The following is a 21096-nucleotide window of genomic DNA, read 5'->3' as shown; positions in this document are numbered from 1 at the left end:
GCACTGTATGGTATATTCATTCTTGATTGACAAAAACAAGAGAAATCAATAAGATTAATGAAGACTTGAATCCACCTCTTAAGGAGGCACTAGCATGTCAGATTACCTCGTAATCGTGGAGTCGCCTTCTAAGGCGAAGACCATTGAGAAATATTTAGGGAAAAAATACAAAGTTGTCGCGTCTATGGGACATGTTCGCGATTTGCCAAAAAGTCAAATGGGGATAGAAGTAAAGAACAACTTCACCCCGAAGTATATTACCATTCGTGGTAAAGGTCCCGTCTTAAAGGATTTAAAATCAGCGGCGAAAAAAGCAAAGAAAGTTTATCTCGCGGCCGATCCAGACCGCGAAGGGGAAGCGATTGCTTGGCATTTAGCGAATACGTTAAATGTGGACGTTGAATCAGATTGTCGGGTTGTGTTTAATGAGATTACGAAAGATGCAATCAAAGAATCATTTAAACATCCTCGCGCAATTAATATGGATTTAGTAGATGCACAACAAGCAAGACGCATACTTGATCGTCTTGTTGGTTACAATATTAGTCCTTTATTATGGAAGAAAGTAAAAAAAGGATTAAGTGCAGGGCGTGTACAATCTGTAGCAGTTCGTTTAATCATCGAACGTGAAAAGGAAATTCAAAGCTTTGAACCTGAAGAATTCTGGACAATTAAAACAGAATTTGTAAAAGGAAAAGACACATTTGAAGCAAGTTTTTACGGTGTAGATGGTGAAAAAGTTCAATTAACGAATGAAACGCAAGTGAATGAAATAATTGAACAGATGAAAGACAATGCGTTTTCAGTTGAAAATGTAACGCGCAAAGAGCGAAAACGTAATCCTGCATTACCGTTTACAACATCTTCCTTGCAACAAGAAGCAGCACGTAAGTTAAATATGCGAGCAAAGAAAACGATGATGCTTGCACAGCAATTGTATGAAGGGATAGATCTTGGAAAACAAGGAACTGTAGGTCTTATTACGTATATGAGAACTGATTCAACACGTATCTCAGAAACAGCTCAAACAGAGGCACGTACTTACATCACTGAAGCGTATGGTACGGAATACATAGGAACAGAAAAGAAGAAAGAATCGAAAAAGTCAAATGCACAAGATGCACATGAGGCAATTCGTCCTACTTCGGTAATGAGAAAGCCAGAGGAACTGAAAAGTTTCTTAAGTCGTGATCAACTTCGATTATATAAATTGATTTGGGAGCGATTTGTTGCAAGTCAAATGGCGTCTGCTATAATGGATACTGTGACAGCGAGACTCATTAATAACAATGTTCAGTTCCGTGCAAGTGGATCGGTTGTAAAGTTCCCAGGATTTATGAAAGTGTATGTAGAGTCGAAAGATGATGGTGCGGAAGAAAAGGATAAGATGTTGCCGCCTTTAGAAGTAGGGGAAACTGTATTTTCAAAGGATTTAGAACCGAAGCAACATTTTACACAACCTCCTCCGCGCTATACAGAGGCCCGTCTAGTAAGAACACTTGAAGAACTTGGAATTGGAAGACCGTCGACTTATGTACCTACACTTGAAACGATTCAAAAACGTGGATATGTAGGTTTGGATAATAAACGCTTCGTTCCGACTGAACTTGGTGAAATAGTAATTGAACTTATTTTAGAGTTTTTCCCAGAAATTATTAACATTGAATTTACTGCCAATATGGAGCAAAGCCTTGATGAAGTAGAAGAAGGAAATGCCAATTGGGTAAAAATTGTTGATGATTTCTACGTAGGATTTGAACCGCGCTTAGAAAAAGCGGAAAAAGAAATGCGTGAAGTGGAAATTAAAGATGAGCCAGCTGGGGAAGACTGTGAATTATGCGGACATCCAATGGTCTTTAAAATGGGTAAATACGGGAAGTTTATGGCTTGTTCGAATTTCCCTGATTGTCGTAATACAAAAGCGATTGTGAAAGAAATCGGTGTAACTTGTCCGAAATGTGAAGAAGGACAAATTATTGAGCGTCGCAGTAACAAAAAGAAACGTCTTTTCTATGGATGCGGTACGTATCCAGAGTGTGACTTTGTATCTTGGGATAAGCCGATTGGTCGTAAATGTCCGAAGTGTGAAGGCATGCTTGTAGAGAAAAAGTTAAAAAAAGGCGTGCAAGTACAATGTATTTCGTGCGATTATGAAGAAGAACAACAAATGTGAGCGTAACTGCTCACATTTTTTTCGGGAAGAAAAGGAAAGGTGATATAAATGACAACACAAGTAGTAAACGTCATTGGCGCAGGTCTTGCAGGAAGTGAAGCAGCTTACCAAATTGCAAAACGTGGTGTCCAAGTTAGATTATATGAAATGAGGCCGGTAAGGCAAACACCAGCTCATCACACAGATAAATTTGCTGAATTAGTATGTAGTAACTCACTTCGTGCAAACACTTTAACAAATGCAGTTGGAGTTATTAAAGAGGAAATGCGTTTAATGGATTCTGTAATTATTCGTGCGGCAGACGAGTGCTCTGTACCAGCTGGAGGTGCTTTAGCTGTAGACCGTCATGAGTTCGCAGCTAAAGTAACAGAATACGTAAAAAACCATCCGAATGTAACTGTAGTGAACGAAGAGCTTACTGAAATTCCAGAAGGACCAACAATTATTGCAACAGGTCCACTTACATCTCCTGATCTTGCTGCACAATTAAAAGAACTAACAGGTGAAGATTATTTTTATTTCTACGATGCGGCAGCACCAATCGTAGAAAAAGACAGCATTGACATGAATAAAGTATATTTAAAATCGCGTTATGACAAAGGTGAAGCTGCATATTTAAATTGCCCAATGACAGAAGAAGAGTTTGACCGTTTTTATGAGGCTTTAATTGCTGCTGAGACAGTGCCTTTAAAAGAGTTTGAAAAAGAAATTTTCTTTGAAGGTTGTATGCCAGTAGAAGTTATGGCAAGTAGAGGGAGACAGACGCTAGTATTTGGACCTATGAAACCTGTTGGATTGGAAGATCCAAAAACAGGAAAAACGCCATATGCTGTTGTTCAGTTGCGTCAAGATGATGCAGCGGGAACTTTATACAATATCGTAGGTTTCCAAACGCATTTAAAATGGGGACCACAAAAAGAAGTGCTACAGTTAATTCCGGGACTGGAAAATGCAGAGATTGTACGTTATGGTGTAATGCATCGTAATACGTTTATTAATTCACCTAATTTGCTTCGTCCAACATATCAATATAAACAACGTGATGATTTATTCTTCGCTGGTCAAATGACTGGAGTAGAGGGATATGTTGAATCAGCAGCATCAGGATTATTAGCGGGAATTAATGCTGCACGTCTTGTGCAAGGTGAAGAGCCAGTTGTATTACCGTCAGTAACTGCAATGGGTAGCATGGCAAATTACATTACGGCAACGAATGCTAAAAACTTCCAACCGATGAATGCGAACTTCGGTCTATTTGCACCGTTAGAGAAAAAGATCAAAAAGAAAGCGGAACGAAATGAAGCATACGCAACACGAGCTTTAGAAACAATTCAAAATTTTGTAAATATTTAGTTAAATTTCTTGCAAAGGCTACTAAGTTGTGATACGATTTAGTAGCCTTTATTGAGGTGAGTTGTGTGAATGTGAAGAAATTGTTACAATTATTCGTTGGATATTTACAAATTGAAAGAAATTATTCAAAATATACAATTGCAAGTTATCAAAATGATTTAGAACATTTTGTGCAATTTATGGAGCGAGAAGGCATATCCTCTTTTTTAGACGTTACATACGCGGATGTTCGTTTGTACTTAACGACGTTGCACGATGAAAAGTTAGCCCGTAAATCTGTCGCAAGAAAAGTATCAAGCTTACGAAGTTTATATCGTTTTTTGATGCGTGAAGGTTATCGAAAAGATAATCCGTTTGCACTTGCGTCACTCCCCAAAAAAGAATTGTCAATCCCAAAGTTTTTATATGCTGAAGAGTTAGAGGAATTATTTGAAGTTTCTGACACGGGAACACCATTAGGTCAAAGGAATCAAGCTTTATTAGAGTTGATGTATGCGACTGGAATCCGTGTGAGTGAATGTGTCAATTTACAACTTACCGATATTGACTTTGCGGTGGGAACAATTTTAGTAATGGGAAAAGGAAAAAAACAAAGGTATATTCCGTTCGGAAGCTATGCGCAAGATTCTTTAATTACTTATATAGAGAATGGGAGAAAACAGTTAGTTAATAAGACTGACGAAGACTCTCGTATGGTATTTTTAAATGCGAAAGGTACACCGCTAACAAGTCGTGGAGTACGTTATGTTTTAAATGAACTCATTAAAAAGGCGTCACTGACAATGCGGATAAGTCCCCATATGTTAAGGCATACATTTGCTACACACATGTTAGATGAAGGGGCGGATTTACGTACTGTACAGGAGCTATTAGGTCATGAGAATTTGTCGACTACACAAATTTATACGCATGTCTCTAAAGAAAGATTGCGTTCTGTTTACATGAAGCATCACCCGCGGGCATAAATTGCTTTAAAAGCTATAAAAACAAATAAAGGAGTTTTTTCTATGGGGAATTTCCACGCTACAACGATATTTGCAGTTCATCATAATGGAGAATGTGCAATGGCTGGAGATGGTCAGGTGACAATGGGAAATGCTGTTGTAATGAAACATACAGCTCGTAAAGTTCGCAGACTTTTCCAAGGTAAAGTTTTAGCTGGTTTTGCAGGTTCAGTTGCTGATGCATTTACTCTTTTTGAAATGTTTGAAGGGAAATTAGAAGAGTATAATGGCAACTTGCAGCGTGCTGCTGTTGAAATGGCAAAACAATGGCGTGGCGATAAAATGTTACGTCAACTAGAAGCGATGCTCATTGTCATGGATAAAACAACTATGCTTCTTGTTTCAGGTACAGGAGAAGTGATTGAACCGGATGATGGTATTTTAGCAATTGGATCTGGTGGAAATTATGCGCTTTCTGCAGGTCGTGCTTTAAAGCAATATGCAAGTGAACACTTAACAGCGAAACAAATTGCGAAAGCGAGTTTAGAGATTGCTGGTGATATTTGTGTTTATACGAATCACAACATAATTGTTGAAGAATTGTAGAATCGTAAGGGAGGCATTTTATATGCATTTACATTTTACTCCGCGCCAAATTGTGGAAAAATTAGATCAATATATCATCGGTCAAAAAGACGCAAAGAAAGCGGTTGCTGTAGCGTTGAGAAATCGATACCGTCGCAGTAAATTAGCTGAAAATTTACGTGATGAAATAGCACCTAAAAACATTTTGATGATTGGACCGACAGGTGTTGGGAAAACAGAGGTAGCACGACGAATGGCGAAACTCGTTGGAGCACCTTTTATTAAGGTTGAGGCTACAAAATTCACAGAAGTTGGATATGTGGGTAGAGATGTAGAGTCGATGGTACGTGACCTTGTGGAAACATCGGTTCGTATCGTAAAAGAAGAAATGGTAGTGAAAGTTCAAGATAAAGCAGAAGAGCAAGCGAATCAACGTCTTGTTGAAATTTTAGTACCGAGTCCAGAGAAGCAATCTGGATTTAAAAATCCATTAGAGATGCTTTTTGGGGGCGCTCAAAATTCGAGTCAAACGACTGATACACAAGAAGATGGTGAAATCGAAAAGAAACGTCAAGATGTGGAGAGAAAGCTTGCTGCAGGGCTTCTTGAAGAAGAGATTGTATCGATTGAAGTGACTGAGCAACAGTCGTCAATGTTTGATATGTTACAAGGAACTGGCATGGAGCAAATGGGAATGAATTTCCAAGATGCGTTAGGGAGTTTTATGCCGAAAAAAACAAAAAAACGTAAACTTTCTGTAAAAGAAGCAAGAAAACTCTTGACAAATGAAGAGGCACAGCGCTTAATTGATATGGATGAAGTTACACAAGAGGCTGTTTATCGTGCTGAACAGCTCGGGATTATTTTTATCGATGAAATTGACAAAATTGCTGGTAAGCAGTCGAATAGCGTAGATGTATCACGTGAAGGTGTGCAACGTGACATTTTGCCAATTGTAGAAGGGTCGAATGTTGCGACAAAATACGGATCAGTAAAAACGGATTATATTTTATTCGTTGCAGCTGGAGCGTTCCATATGTCTAAACCGTCGGATTTAATTCCGGAATTGCAAGGGAGATTTCCGATTCGAGTAGAATTAACAAAATTATCGACAGACGATTTTGTTAAAATATTAATCGAGCCTGACAATGCGTTAATTAAACAATATATGGCATTATTAGCGACTGAAGGTATAGAAATTGAATTTTCAGACGAAGCTATTCGTAAGATTGCTGAGATTGCTTATCAAGTTAATCAGGATACAGATAATATTGGAGCAAGAAGACTTCATACGATTATGGAGAAGCTCCTTGAAGATTTATCGTTTGAAGCATCTGAAATTACGTTAGAGAAAATAACGATAACCCCTCAATACGTTGAGGAGAAATTAGCAACAATTGCTAAAAATAAAGATGTGAGCCAGTTTATTTTGTAATAGTGTCATCAGGTGACTCGCCCTAGTTTCCAAGTGATGAAAAAATATGTGAGTAACATGTAGGAGGAACTTTTGAAATGGAATTATTAGCAAAAACAAGAAAATTAAATGCGTTATTACAGAGCGCAGCAGGGAAGCCTGTAAACTTTAGAGAAATGTCTGACACAATGTGTGAAGTAATCGAAGCAAACGTATTCGTAGTTAGTCGTCGTGGTAAATTACTAGGTTATGCAATTCACCAACAAATCGAAAACGAACGCATGAAGCAAATGCTTGCAGAACGTCAATTCCCAGAAGAATATACACAAAGCTTATTCAACATTACAGAAACATCTTCAAACTTAGATGTGAACAGTGCTTACACAGCATTCCCGGTAGAAAACAGAGAATTATTTGGTCAAGGTTTAACTACAATCGTACCGATCGTTGGTGGTGGTGAGCGTCTAGGTACATTAGTATTAGCTCGTCTTGGTCAAGAGTTCTTAGATGACGATTTAATCCTTGCTGAGTACAGCTCAACTGTTGTAGGCATGGAAATCTTACGTGAAAAAGCAGAAGAAATCGAAGAGGAAGCACGTAGTAAAGCTGTTGTTCAAATGGCGATCAGCTCATTATCTTACAGTGAGTTAGAAGCAATTGAGCATATCTTCGAAGAATTAAATGGAACAGAAGGTTTACTTGTTGCAAGTAAAATTGCTGATCGTGTAGGAATTACTCGTTCTGTAATCGTAAATGCACTACGTAAATTAGAAAGTGCTGGTGTAATTGAGTCTCGCTCTTTAGGTATGAAAGGAACATACATTAAAGTGCTAAACGACAAGTTTCTACAGGAACTTGCTAAATTAAAAACAAACTAATTTATAAAAAACTCTCCTCGATCGAGGAGAGTTTTTTTGTGCAATGGATTGATGGCGCTTGTGAAAAGTGCCATAAGCGTGTTTTCTGGGAAAACTATTAATTGTGTTTTACTTTTTTGCTTAAAAGAAATGAAGGTTGGTAATACTAGAATTCGAGTATGAACAAAGAAAGTTTTACATTGTTCGCATTTTCGACTTGATTGTAATATTTCAGTATGATATAGTAAGCAGTGGTGTCAGTACAAAGTACACACGTTTACTGATTTAAGTGTTGGTGCTACGTTTGTAGTTTCGCTTAGAGATGAAGTAAACGGAGGATATCAAAAACCATTTAGGAGGAACTATATTATGTCAGTAATTTCTATGAAGCAATTGCTTGAAGCTGGTGTTCATTTCGGACATCAAACTCGTCGTTGGAACCCAAAAATGAAGCGTTACATTTTCACAGAGCGTAACGGTATCTACATCATCGACTTACAAAAAACTGTGAAAAAAGTTGAGGAAGCTTACAGAACGATGCGCGACATCGCTGCTGAAGGTGGAGACATCTTATTCGTAGGTACTAAAAAACAAGCACAAGAAGCTATTAAAGAAGAAGCAACTCGTGCTGGTATGTACTTCGTTAACCAACGTTGGTTAGGTGGAACTTTAACAAACTTCCAAACAATCCAAAAGCGTATCAAGCGTCTTAAAGACATCGAAAGAATGCAAGAAGATGGTACTTTCGAAGTACTTCCTAAGAAAGAAGTTGTTCAACTTAAAAAAGAGTTAGAGCGTCTTGAGAAATTCTTAGGCGGTATTAAAGATATGAAAGGTCTTCCAAGTGCATTATTCGTAGTAGACCCTCGTAAAGAGCGTATTGCAGTTGCTGAAGCACGCAAATTACACATTCCAATCATCGGTATCGTTGATACAAACTGTGATCCAGACGAAATCGATCACGTTATCCCAGCAAACGATGATGCAATTCGTGCTGTAAAACTTCTTACATCTAAAATGGCAGACGCGATCCTTGAAGCAAAACAAGGTGAAGAAACTGTTACTGCGTAACAAAGTTGGAAAGGTGATAAGGGGTTCGGCCTTTTATCACCTTTTTTAAGGTATAAACACCTTTATAAAAGGTATAAATACATATTTTAGGAGGATGAAAAATATGGCAATCACTGCTCAAATGGTAAAAGAATTACGTGAAAAAACTGGCGCAGGTATGATGGACTGCAAAAAAGCTTTAACAGAAACTAACGGCGACATGGAGAAGGCAATTGACTTCTTACGCGAAAAAGGTATTGCGAAAGCTGCTAAAAAAGCAGACCGCATTGCTGCTGAAGGTTTAACTTTCATCGAAACAAACGGTAACGACGCTTTAATCTTAGAATTAAACTCTGAAACTGATTTCGTTGCGAAAAACGAAGGTTTCCAAGCACTAATTAAAGAATTAGCTGCTCACTTATTAACTAACAAACCAGCTAACGTTGAAGAAGCTATGGCTCAAACAATGGAAAACGGTAAAAACGTTGAAGAGCACATCAACGAAGCAATCGCTAAAATTGGTGAAAAACTTACACTTCGTCGTTTCGAAATCGTATCAAAAACTGATGCAGATGCATTCGGCGCTTACCTACACATGGGTGGACGCATTGGTGTATTAACAGTTCTTGAAGGTTCTACTGATGAAGCTGCTGCTAAAGATGTTGCAATGCACATCGCTGCAGTTAACCCTAAATACATCGACCGCGATGCTGTAACAGCTGAAGAAGTTGAGCATGAGCGTCAAGTATTAACACAACAAGCATTAAACGAAGGCAAGCCTGAAAAAATCGTTGCAAAAATGGTTGAAGGCCGTCTAGGCAAATTCTTCGAAGAGATTTGCTTACTTGACCAAGCATTCGTTAAAAACCCTGATATGAAAGTTCGTCAGTTCGTTGAGTCTAAAGGCGGAACATTAAAAGGATTCGTTCGCTACGCTGTTGGTGAAGGTATCGAAAAACGCGAAGACAACTTTGCTGAAGAAGTAATGAACCAAGTAAAAGGTAGTAACTAATACAGATTAGGGAACACATTGTGTTCCCTTTTTTAAAATAAAGATGTAAGCAATTGGAGGTTCATTATGAGTAAACCGAAATATAATCGTGTCGTTTTAAAGCTAAGTGGAGAAGCTTTAGCTGGAGAGCAAGGATTTGGAATTAATCCAACTGTTATTAAGTCAGTTGCAGAACAAGTAAAAGAAATTGCAGAACTTGATGTAGAGGTTGCTGTTGTTGTTGGTGGCGGTAACATTTGGCGTGGGAAAATTGGAAGTGAAATGGGCATGGATCGTGCAGGAGCAGATTACATGGGCATGTTAGCTACAGTTATGAATTCATTAGCTCTTCAAGATAGCTTGGAGAATATTGGAATCCAAACTCGTGTACAAACTTCAATTGAGATGCGTCAAGTGGCAGAGCCTTACATTCGCCGTAAAGCAGTTCGTCACTTAGAGAAAAAACGTGTTGTTATCTTTGCAGCAGGTACAGGTAATCCATACTTCTCTACAGATACAACAGCAGCATTACGTGCAGCGGAAATCGAAGCAGACGTTATTTTAATGGCAAAAAATAATGTGGATGGCGTATATAGCGCAGATCCATCTATTGACCCAACAGCTACGAAATACGAAACGCTTACTTACTTAGATGTATTAAAAGAAGGTTTAGGTGTAATGGATTCTACAGCTTCTTCTCTATGTATGGATAATGATATTCCATTAATTGTATTCTCAGTTATGGAAAAAGGTAATATTAAACGTGCCGTTTTAGGCGAAAATATTGGAACAGTTGTAAGGGGGAAATAAATATGGGACAACAAGTATTGAAGTCTTCAAATGAAAAAATGGAAAAAGCAGTTGCTGCTTATTCTCGTGAATTAGCAACAGTTCGCGCTGGTCGTGCAAGCTCGTCTGTATTAGATAAGGTACAAGTTGATTACTATGGTGCACCAACACCAGTTGTGCAATTAGCGAACATTACAGTTCCAGAAGCACGTTTACTTGTAATTCAACCTTATGATAAAACTTCTATCGGTGATATCGAAAAAGCAATTTTAAAAGCAGATTTAGGCTTAAACCCTTCTAATGATGGAACTGTAATTCGTATTGCATTCCCTGCATTAACAGAAGAGCGTCGTCGTGATCTTGTTAAAGTTGTGAAAAAATATGCTGAAGAAGCAAAAGTAGCTGTTCGTAACGTACGTCGTGACGGAAATGATGATCTTAAGAAGCTTGAAAAAGCTGGCGAGATTACAGAAGATGATTTAAGAGGATATACTGAAGATATCCAAAAAGAAACAGATAAATATATTGCAAAAGTTGACGAAATCGCAAAAAACAAAGAAAAAGAAATCATGGAAGTGTAATAGCGATAACTTCGCAAATATGACCCTCTTCTTAAGGGGGTCTTTTTACACTTTTAGGCATACGTCTGCTTGTTGGAGGGTATGAATGATGTTTAAAAACTTTCCTTTTTTTAAAGGTAAAAAGGACACATCGTTTGATCATCTCGTTGAAGAAGTGAAAAAAGGATATATCCCAGAACATATTGCCATCATTATGGATGGGAATGGAAGATGGGCAAAGAGGAGAGCAATGCCTCGTATTGCGGGACATCATGAAGGTATGCAAGTTGTAAAGAAAATTACAAAATTTGCAAGTAAACTTAATGTGAAAGTGTTAACTCTTTATGCTTTTTCAACTGAGAACTGGAAAAGACCGAAAAAGGAAGTTGATTATTTAATGAAGCTTCCAGAAGAATTTCTAGGTACATTTTTACCAGAATTGATTGAAGAAAACGTACAAGTCCGAGTAATAGGGCAAAAAGATCGTCTTCCTACGCATACACGCAGAGCGATGGAGAAAGCCATGGAAGATACGAAAGAGAATACGGGATTAATTCTTAATTTCGCGTTAAACTATGGAAGTCGAGATGAAATCGTTTCTGCTGTGCAACATATGATGAAAGATAATGAGGAAGGAAAAATTCGTTCTGAAGAGGTAAGTGAAGAAATGCTTTCCTCCTACTTAATGACGAGTTCTTTACCCGATCCAGAGTTGTTAATCCGAACAAGCGGAGAGCTACGTATTAGTAATTTCATGTTATGGCAAATTGCATATTCGGAGTTTTGGTTTACAGATGTGTATTGGCCAGACTTCAAAGAAGAACATTTGCTAAATGCGATTACTGACTTTCAACATAGAGGGCGCAGATTCGGAGGCGTGTAGAAAGAGAGGGTTTGGTAGTGAAACAGAGAATTATTACTGGAGTGGTTGCTGCCGCGCTATTCATTCCCATCGTAATATACGGTGGCGTGCCTTTTACGGTTTTAGTGTATGCACTTGCTTCTATAGGTTTATATGAATTAATTCGTATGAATAAGCTTACGCTTATTTCAGTACCGACAGTTTTAGCTGCAGTATTATTGTGGATTCTTTTAATTCCAAGTAGTGCATCAGAACTGTTTACATGGATTGGATTAGGTAAATTGGAAATCACATTTGTGATTGTTTTATTACTTTTATCATATACAGTCCTTTCTAAGAATACATTTACTTTTGATAATGCTTCATTTTTACTAATGGCAACGACATATGTGGCAATGGGATTCTTATATTTAAATGAAACGAGAATATTAGGAATTAAATATGTGTTTTGTGCATTATTTGTTATATGGGCTACTGATTCAGGCGCATATTTCGTAGGAAAAGCATTGGGCAAGAGAAAATTGTGGCCAGAAATTAGTCCAAATAAAACGATTGAAGGTTCATTAGGCGGCATCGTTTGTGGAATTATTGTGGCACTTGTTTACAACGTGTTCTTCCCAGTCGAATCGAATGTAGTAATTTTAATTGTGCTGACAATTATCATTTCTATTTTTGGACAAATTGGTGATTTAGTACAATCTGCTTTTAAACGTCATTATGGCGTAAAGGATTCAGGTACAATTTTACCTGGGCATGGTGGTATATTAGATCGAACAGATAGTTGGTTATTCGTTTTACCAATTCTCTACTTCTTATTACAATACAATTAATAAATGAACGAGGGGTTGGAGTCATGAAAAACATTAGTTTATTAGGTGCAAGCGGATCAATTGGTACACAAACTTTAGATGTATTACGCTCGCACCCAGACCAATTCCGTCTCGTTGCTTTTTCTGTAGGGAAAAATATTGACTACGCAGTAAAGGTAATTCAAGAATTTTCTCCGCAAATCGTCTCTGTGCAAAGAGAGGAAGATGTTTTAAAATTACAAACTGTTTCTGGTAATACAAAAATTGTATATGGTAGTGAAGGACTTTTAGAAGTAGCATTACATCCAGATGCGGAGATTGTAGTAAATGCTGTTGTAGGTAGCGTAGGGTTGTTACCGACACTTCGTGCGATTGAGGCGAAAAAAACAATTGGAATTGCAAATAAAGAAACGTTAGTAACTGCAGGACATCTTGTAATGGAAGCAGCGCGAAAACATAATGTTTCGTTACTTCCAGTAGATAGTGAACATTCGGCTATTTTTCAATGCTTGAATGGTGAAAATGAAAAAAGAATTTCTCGTCTTATTATAACGGCTTCTGGTGGAAGTTTCCGTGATAAAACGAGAGATGAATTGCATCATGTGACCGTAGAAGATGCGCTTCGACATCCAAACTGGTCAATGGGTTCGAAAATTACAATTGATTCTGCTACAATGATGAATAAGGGACTAGAAGTAATTGAAGCACATTGGCTTTTTGGTATCCCTTATGAGCAAATCGATGTTGTTTTACATAAAGAAAGTATTATCCATTCTATGGTTGAATTTGAAGATCGTAGTGTAATGGCGCAGCTTGGTTCACCTGATATGCGAGTACCAATTCAATACGCACTTACATATCCTGATAGATTGCCTCTTTCAGACACAAAACAGTTAAACTTATGGGAAATAGGGACGTTGCATTTTGAGAAAATGGACCAAGAACGATTCCGTTGTTTACGTTTTGCGTATGAAGCTGGAAAAGCAGGTGGAAGTATGCCAGCTGTAATGAACGCAGCGAATGAAGTAGCTGTTGAAGCTTTTTTACAAAAGAGAATTGGTTTCTTAACAGTGGAAGACCTCATTGAAAAAGCAATGAACCATCACAATGTCATTGCACGTCCGAGCTTAGAGGAAATTCTGGAAATTGATGCAGCCACAAGACGGTTTGTGATGGAACAAATTTAGCAAAGGTGGTTATGGAATTGAATACAGCGATTGCCTTTATATTAATTTTCGGTGCACTCGTATTTTTCCATGAGCTAGGGCATCTATACTTCGCGAAAAGAGCAGGCATTTTATGCCGCGAGTTTGCGATTGGTTTTGGTCCGAAAATATTCTCATTTGAAAAGAATGAAACGGTGTATACGATTCGATTACTGCCTCTGGGTGGCTATGTAAGAATGGCTGGCGAGGATGCAGACACAGTTGAGTTAAAGCCAGGGAAAAAGGTTGGCCTTGTGCTAAATGAAAAAGACGAAGCTGTGAAATTAGTTTTTGATGGATATGAAAAATATCCAAATGTTCGTGTTATTGAAGTCGAACAAGCTGATTTAGAGCATAATCTAACGATTTCAGGCTATGAAGAGTATGAGGAAGAGCTTCAAACATTCCGAGTGAATGAAAAGGCTCGCATCATTACTGCTGGAGAAGAAATTCAAATTGCTCCATATAACAGGCAATTTGGCTCTAAAAAATTGGGTCAACGCGCTTTAACAATCTTTGCGGGTCCTGCAATGAACTTCATTTTAGCATTTGTTATTTTTGTGATTCTTGGATTTGTACAAGGGGTTCCTATTGACAAACCAATGGTCGGAAAAGTGATGGATAATAGTGCAGCACAGCAAGCTGGCCTGAAAGAGAATGATACAATTCAAGCGATTGATGGGAAAAACACAAGTACATGGAAAGATGTTGTTACTATTGTACGTGAAAACCCGAATAAAGAAATTACGTTACAAGTAAAGCGTGATAATGAACAGTTTAATGTGAAAGTAACGCCAACACTTGATAAAGAAGGAAAAGACGAAGTTGGTAGAATTGGTGTTTATTCTCCTGTAGAGAAAACAGTAATGGGTTCTATTAAATCAGGATTTGAACAAACGTACCAATGGACGAAACTAATTTTTGAATCTCTTGTGAAATTAGTAACTGGTCAATTTTCTATTAATGAGTTGTCAGGTCCAGTAGGAATTTATAATCTAACAGATCAAGTTGTAGATTATGGATTTACGCGTGTACTAAGTTTAGCGGCAGTTCTAAGCATTAATCTTGGTTTATTTAATTTATTACCAGTTCCTGCTTTAGATGGTGGCCGTTTATTCTTCTTCTTAATTGAAGCGTTACGAGGGAAACCAATTGACCGTCAAAAAGAAGGAATGGTTCATTTTATTGGTTTTGCATTATTAATGTTATTAATGTTAGTTGTAACATGGAATGACATTCGTAAGTTTTTCTTGTAAAATAGAATGAAACTAATAATGAAATAGAGCTCGTAGAATAAAATCCCTCACCTAATTCGAGGTGAGGGGTTTTACTGCGTGTAAGAGTAAAATGAAGAGGTGCAAATAAATGAAACAAAGTATGGTATTCAGTCCTACATTACGTGAAGTTCCAGCTGATGCTGAAATTAAGAGTCATCAATTATTACTTCGCGCAGGTTTTATGCGTCAAAATGCTTCTGGTATTTATAGTTTTCTACCATTTGGATTAAAAGTATTACACAAAGTAGAACGTATCGTTCGAGAAGAAATGGAGCGTGCAGGAGCTGTAGAATTATTAATGCCAGCTATGCAAGCTGCAGAATTATGGCAAGAATCAGGTCGTTGGTATTCATACGGATCTGAATTAATGCGTATGAAAGATCGTAACGCTCGTGAATTCGCATTAGGAGCGACACATGAGGAAGTAATTACGGATCTTGTGCGTGATGAAGTGAAATCATATAAAAAATTACCGTTAACATTATACCAAATTCAAACAAAATTCCGTGATGAGCAAAGACCTCGTTTCGGTTTATTACGTGGAAGAGAGTTTCTAATGAAAGATGCATACTCTTTCCATGCTACACAAGAGAGCTTAGATGAAGTATACGATCGCTTATATAAAGCATACTCTAACATTTTTGCTCGTTGTGGCTTGAATTTCCGTGCAGTTATTGCTGATTCTGGAGCAATGGGCGGAAAAGATACACATGAATTTATGGTATTATCTGATGTTGGTGAAGATACAATTGCATACTCTGACACATCTGATTATGCAGCAAACATCGAAATGGCTCCTGTTGTAGATACGTATACGAAGAGTGACGAAGCAGAAAAAGCTCTTGAAAAAGTAGCAACACCAGACCAAAAAGCAATTGAAGAAGTATCTGCATTCTTAAACATTGCAGCTGACAAGTGCATTAAGTCTATGGTATTTAAAGTAGATGAGAAATTAGTAGTTGTACTTGTTCGTGGTGATCACGAAGTAAACGATGTGAAAGTGAAAAATGTATACGGCGCTTCAGTTGTTGAGCTTGCTTCTCATGAAGAAGTAAAAGAATTATTAAATTGTGAAATTGGTTCATTAGGGCCGATTGGTGTAACAGGTGATATTGAAATTATTGCTGATCACGCTGTAGCATCAATTGTTAACGGATGTTCAGGAGCGAACGAAGAAGGATTCCATTATGTAAATGTAAATCCAGAACGTGACTTTAAAGTAAGTCAATATACAGATTTACGCTTCATTCAAGAAGGAGACCAATCTCCAGATGGAAACGGAACAATTCTTTTCGCACGCGGAATTGAAGTTGGTCATGTATTCAAATTAGGAACTCGTTATAGTGAAGCAATGAACGCGACATTCCTAGATGAAAACGGAAAAACACAACCACTTATTATGGGTTGTTACGGTATCGGTGTATCTCGTACAGTGGCAGCAATTGCAGAGCAGTTTAACGATGAGAACGGCTTAGTTTGGCCAAAAGCTGTAGCACCATTCCATGTGCATGTAATTCCAGTAAATATGAAATCTGATGCACAACGTGAAATGGGTGAAAATATCTACAACTCATTACAAGAACAAGGCTATGAAGTGTTATTAGACGATCGTGCAGAACGTGCAGGTGTTAAGTTTGCAGATGCAGATTTATTCGGTCTTCCAGTTCGCGTTACAGTTGGTAAAAAAGCAGACGAAGGTATTGTAGAAGTGAAAGTACGTGCTACAGGTGAGTCTGAAGAAGTAAAAGTAGAAGAACTTCAAACATATATTGCAAATATTTTAAAATAAGAAGAGGTACCTCGTAATGGGGTACCTTCTCTTTCTTTGTAAACGTATTTTGTAAAAGAAGAAGGAAGAAATCTTTCTTTGTAGTACGTTTCAATTTATAATAGCAAATGGAAGGAGAGTGCTTATGTCTTTAACAAATGAACAACAAGAGCGATTTCAAATTTTGCTCCAGCAGTTGCAAATACCAGACGACCTTATAAATCAATATTTACAAGGCGGTGGTATTGAAAGGCTCGTTATTGATAAAGCGAATAAAAGTTGGCATTTTGATTTACAAGTGCCACGTATTTTGCCTACAGAATTATATGAATTGCTAGAAACAAAGCTTAAGCAATCATTTTCTCATATTGCAAGAACAACATTTGCATTAGAAACAGAGAATAAACAATTTACAGAAGAAGAAGTAAGGGCGTATTGGCCACTTTGTACGGAACGAATTACATTTTCACCCATGTTCGCGTACTTAAAGAAGCAACTTCCGCAGGTGAATGGAGTGAAGTTGTTAATAAATGTAAATAATGAGCTGGAGTCTACTGCTTTAAAGAAAAACGTTGCGAAACCAGTGGGGGATCAATACGAAGCTTTTGGATTCCCGCGTTTCCAGTTAGACACACATATACAGCAAAATGCAGAAGAAATGCAAAAGTTTCGTGAGCAAACGCAGCAAGAAGACCGCGAGCGTGTTATACAAGCTATGGAAGAAATGGCGAAGAAGCAAGCTGAAGAAAGCAGCGTTGTGCATGAAGGACCGATTACACTCGGGTATCTTATTAAGCCGGATGAAGAGATTACACCGATGCGAGAAATTCAAGATGAAGAAAGAAGAAAAACGGTTCAAGGATATGTCTTCCATGTAGAAACAAAAGAGCTTCGTAGTGGGCGTACGTTATTAACTTTAAAAATAACGGATTATACGGATTCTATTATGATCAAAATGTTCTCGCGTGACAAAGAAGATATTCCAATGCTGCAATCCTTGAAAAAAGGAATGTGGGTGAAAGCGCGTGGTTCTGTTCAAAACGATACATTCGTTCGAGATTTAGTAATGATTGCAAATGATATTAATGAAATAACAGGGCCGTCTCGTAAAGATAAAGCGCCAGAAGGCGAAAAGCGTGTAGAACTTCATCTTCACACTCCGATGAGCCAAATGGATGCTGTTACTCCTGTTTCTAGGCTTGTTGCCCAAGCTGGTAAATGGGGACATGAAGCTATTGCGGTTACAGACCATGCTGTGGCTCAGTCGTTCCCGGAGGCATATTCTGCGGGGAAAAAAGCTGGAGTTAAAGTTATATACGGTGTAGAAGCGAATTTAGTTAATGATGGTGTACCGATAGCGTATAACGAGGCGCATCGTTTACTTGCAGAGGAAACGTATGTTGTTTTCGACGTTGAGACGACAGGTTTATCAGCTGTATACGACACAGTCATTGAGTTGGCTGCCGTAAAAGTAAAGGGTGGCGAAATCATTGATCGCTTTGAATCTTTCGCAAATCCACATCAACCATTATCAGCGACGATTATTGAATTAACAGGTATTACAGATGATATGTTAACTGATGCACCAGAAGTGGACGAAGTGTTTAAAAAGTTTGAGGAATGGATGGGTGACCATACACTTGTTGCCCATAATGCAAGCTTTGATATGGGCTTTATTAACGTAGGTTTTAAAAAGGCTGGGTTAGAAAAAACGAATAACCCCGTTATTGATACGTTAGAACTTGCACGATTCTTATTCCCAGAAATGAAAAATCATCGATTAAATACGATGTGTAAAAAACTTGATATTGAATTAACGCAACATCACCGTGCGATTTATGATACAGAAGCGACGGGATATTTACTTGTGAAAATGTTGAAAGATGTAATTGAAAAGGGATTTGAATATCACGATCAATTAAATGATAGCATGGGACAAGGGGATGCGTATAAGCGTGGCCGTCCAAGTCATATGACGTTACTTGCCACATCAGATGTTGGGTTGAAAAATTTATATAAACTTGTTTCATATTCTCACCTTAATTACTTTTACCGTGTACCACGAGTACCGAGGTCACTATTAAAAAAATACCGTGAAGGAATTTTAGTAGGAACGGCTTGTGATAAAGGTGAAGTATTTGAGGCAATGATGCAAAAAGCTCCTGAAGAGGTAGAAGAAATTGCACAGTTCTATGATTACATTGAAGTAATGCCTCCAGAGGTGTTGCGTCATTTAGTAGAGCGTGAACTCGTTCGAGATGAAGGACAATTAAAAACAATTATCTCTAACTTAGTAAAACTAGGTGAGACGTTAGATAAACCAGTTGTCGCTACAGGGAACGTGCATTACTTAGATCCAGAAGATGCAATGTATCGTAAAATTTTAGTTAGTTCACAGGGCGGGGCAAATCCGTTAAATCGACATTCATTACCGCCAGTACATTTCCGTACAACTGATGAAATGCTAGAGTGTTTTTCATTTTTAGGTGAGGACAAAGCGAAAGAAGTTGTTGTAACGAATACACAAAAAGTTGCGTCATTAATTGGTGATGTTCGTCCGGTAAAAGATGATCTATATACACCGAAAATTGAGGGTGCCGATGATGAAACACGTGATATGAGTTATAAAATGGCACGCAGTATATATGGTGAAGAACTACCAGAAATTGTAGAGGCTCGCTTAGAAAAAGAATTGAAAAGTATTATTGGACATGGATTTGCCGTTATTTATTTAATCTCACATAAGCTTGTGAAAAAATCGTTAGTCGACGGATATCTAGTAGGTTCGCGTGGTTCAGTAGGTTCATCGTTCGTTGCAACGATGATGGAAATTACAGAAGTAAACCCATTACCACCACACTATGTCTGTCCAAAATGCAAGCAATCTGAATTCTTTAATGATGGTTCGGTAGGCTCTGGTTTCGACTTACCAGATAAAGATTGTCCGACATGTAATGTGGCATATGTAAAAGATGGACATGATATCCCATTCGAAACGTTCCTTGGATTCAAAGGAGATAAGGTACCCGATATTGATTTGAACTTCTCCGGGGAATACCAACCACGTGCCCATAACTATACGAAAGTACTGTTCGGTGAAGATTATGTATACCGTGCTGGAACGATTGGTACAGTTGCGGAAAAAACAGCTTATGGATATGTAAAAGGTTATGCAAATGATCACAATTTAACAATTCGGAATGCAGAGATTGACCGCTTAGTAGCGGGATGTACAGGGGTAAAACGTACAACTGGACAGCATCCAGGTGGTATAATCGTTGTGCCAGATTACATGGATATCTTTGATTTCTCCCCAATACAGTTTCCTGCTGATTCAATTGGTGCTGAGTGGAGAACAACGCATTTTGACTTCCACTCGATTCATGATAATTTATTGAAACTTGATATACTAGGACACGATGATCCGACCGTTATTCGTATGTTACAAGATTTAAGTGGTATTGATCCGAAAACAATCCCAACGGATGATCCAGAGGTAATGAAAATTTTCTCTGGTCCAGAAACGTTAGGGGTAACGGAAGAACAAATTAACTGTAAAACAGGTACACTTGGTATCCCAGAATTCGGTACGAAATTCGTAAGACAGATGTTAGAAGAGACAAAACCAACGACATTCTCAGAATTGGTCCAAATTTCTGGGCTGTCACATGGTACTGACGTATGGCTGGGTAATGCAAATGAGTTAATTTATAACGGTACATGTACGCTGAGTGAAGTTATCGGTTGTCGTGATGACATCATGGTATATTTAATCTATCAAGGTTTAGATCCATCATTAGCCTTCAAAATCATGGAGTCGGTTCGTAAAGGTAAAGGTGTACCGGAAGAATGGGAAGATGACATGAAAGGTAATAATGTACCAGGTTGGTATATTGATTCATGTAAGAAGATTAAATATATGTTCCCTAAAGCCCATGCGGCTGCTTACGTACTTATGGCTGTGCGTATCGCATACTTTAAAGTACATTTTGCACTTTTATTCTATGCGGCATATTTTACAGTCCGTGCAGATGATTTTGATGTAGAGGCGATGGCGAAAGGTTCAGCATCCATACGTGTGAAAATTGATGAAATAGCTCAAAAAGGATTGGATGCAGCGCCGAAAGAGAAAAGTTTATTAACGGTACTAGAAATGACGCTTGAAATGTGCGAGCGTGGATACTCATTCCAAAAGGTTGATTTATACCGTTCGCATGCAACGGAATTTATTATTGATGGAGACTCATTAATCCCTCCGTTTAATGCAGTGCCTGGTCTTGGTACGAACGCAGCCTTAAGTATTGTGGAAGCGCGCAAAAATGGAGACTTCTTATCAAAAGAAGACTTACAGCAACGAAGTAAGGTTTCGAAAACAATTATTGAGTATTTAGATAGCCAAGGTTGTTTAGGAGATTTGCCAGATCAAAACCAATTATCACTGTTCTAATAGGTAGGAAAA

At 38.0% G+C, this 21096-nt stretch carries 16 protein-coding genes; all 16 read left to right on the top strand.

What is annotated here, in order from left to right:
* Positions 1-94: 94 nt before the first annotated feature.
* The 16 genes from topA (at position 95) to N2V79_RS18325 (ending at position 21084) form a co-directional block, all read left to right on the top strand.
* The gene (gene topA / locus N2V79_RS18400; RefSeq protein WP_001286955.1) at positions 95-2173 is read left to right on the top strand and encodes a type I DNA topoisomerase; all 2079 of its coding nucleotides are present in this window, start codon (positions 95-97) and stop codon (positions 2171-2173) included.
* Between the two features lie 48 nt (positions 2174-2221).
* Positions 2222-3526, top strand: a complete 1305-nt coding sequence (gene trmFO / locus N2V79_RS18395; protein WP_000213006.1) for an FADH(2)-oxidizing methylenetetrahydrofolate--tRNA-(uracil(54)-C(5))-methyltransferase TrmFO — start codon at positions 2222-2224, stop codon at positions 3524-3526.
* A 65-nt stretch (positions 3527-3591) separates the two neighbouring features.
* Positions 3592-4491, top strand: a complete 900-nt coding sequence (xerC, locus tag N2V79_RS18390; RefSeq protein ID WP_001101245.1) for a tyrosine recombinase XerC — start codon at positions 3592-3594, stop codon at positions 4489-4491.
* A 42-nt stretch (positions 4492-4533) separates the two neighbouring features.
* Positions 4534-5076, top strand: a complete 543-nt coding sequence (hslV, locus tag N2V79_RS18385; protein ID WP_000526274.1) for an ATP-dependent protease proteolytic subunit HslV — start codon at positions 4534-4536, stop codon at positions 5074-5076.
* Positions 5077-5098: 22 nt separating this feature from the next.
* Positions 5099-6490 (top strand): ATP-dependent protease ATPase subunit HslU, encoded by a 1392-nt coding sequence (hslU, locus tag N2V79_RS18380; protein WP_340720130.1) that lies wholly within the window; start codon positions 5099-5101, stop codon positions 6488-6490.
* Positions 6491-6567: 77 nt separating this feature from the next.
* Entirely contained in the window at positions 6568-7347 is a 780-nt protein-coding gene (gene codY / locus N2V79_RS18375) for a GTP-sensing pleiotropic transcriptional regulator CodY (RefSeq protein ID WP_000421290.1), read from the top strand.
* A gap of 348 nt (positions 7348-7695) precedes the next feature.
* Complete coding sequence (gene rpsB, locus N2V79_RS18370; protein ID WP_000111485.1) at positions 7696-8397, top strand: 30S ribosomal protein S2; 702 nt, start codon at positions 7696-7698, stop codon at positions 8395-8397.
* A 103-nt stretch (positions 8398-8500) separates the two neighbouring features.
* Positions 8501-9388, top strand: coding sequence for a translation elongation factor Ts (gene tsf, locus N2V79_RS18365; protein ID WP_001018577.1), 888 nt, complete (start codon positions 8501-8503; stop codon positions 9386-9388).
* Between the two features lie 66 nt (positions 9389-9454).
* Complete coding sequence (gene pyrH, locus N2V79_RS18360; RefSeq protein ID WP_000042669.1) at positions 9455-10177, top strand: UMP kinase; 723 nt, start codon at positions 9455-9457, stop codon at positions 10175-10177.
* A gap of 2 nt (positions 10178-10179) precedes the next feature.
* Complete coding sequence (gene frr, locus N2V79_RS18355; RefSeq protein WP_000531505.1) at positions 10180-10737, top strand: ribosome recycling factor; 558 nt, start codon at positions 10180-10182, stop codon at positions 10735-10737.
* An 85-nt stretch (positions 10738-10822) separates the two neighbouring features.
* Positions 10823-11599, top strand: a complete 777-nt coding sequence (gene uppS, locus N2V79_RS18350; RefSeq protein ID WP_000971296.1) for an isoprenyl transferase — start codon at positions 10823-10825, stop codon at positions 11597-11599.
* Between the two features lie 17 nt (positions 11600-11616).
* On the top strand, positions 11617-12408 hold the full coding sequence (gene cdsA, locus N2V79_RS18345) for a phosphatidate cytidylyltransferase (protein WP_000813592.1): 792 nt from the start codon (positions 11617-11619) through the stop codon (positions 12406-12408).
* A gap of 23 nt (positions 12409-12431) precedes the next feature.
* A complete protein-coding gene (dxr, locus tag N2V79_RS18340; RefSeq protein ID WP_000790379.1) occupies positions 12432-13574 on the top strand; it encodes a 1-deoxy-D-xylulose-5-phosphate reductoisomerase in 1143 nt (380 codons plus the stop codon).
* 17 nt (positions 13575-13591) lie between these two features.
* Complete coding sequence (gene rseP, locus N2V79_RS18335) at positions 13592-14848, top strand: RIP metalloprotease RseP (RefSeq protein ID WP_001090233.1); 1257 nt, start codon at positions 13592-13594, stop codon at positions 14846-14848.
* Between the two features lie 109 nt (positions 14849-14957).
* Positions 14958-16658 carry a proline--tRNA ligase gene (locus tag N2V79_RS18330; RefSeq protein WP_016080534.1) on the top strand — a complete coding sequence of 567 codons (1701 nt, stop codon included), beginning with the start codon at positions 14958-14960 and terminating at the stop codon, positions 16656-16658.
* 124 nt (positions 16659-16782) lie between these two features.
* Positions 16783-21084 (top strand): PolC-type DNA polymerase III, encoded by a 4302-nt coding sequence (locus N2V79_RS18325; RefSeq protein WP_053563760.1) that lies wholly within the window; start codon positions 16783-16785, stop codon positions 21082-21084.
* Positions 21085-21096 lie beyond the last annotated feature (12 nt).

Source organism: Bacillus sp. CH_70 (assembly GCF_038007045.1).
Taxonomy (GTDB): Bacteria; Bacillota; Bacilli; order Bacillales; family Bacillaceae_G; genus Bacillus_A; species Bacillus_A cereus.
The sequence above is the reverse complement of the archived record's forward strand: the minus strand, read 5'-3'. Positions and strand labels throughout refer to the sequence as shown.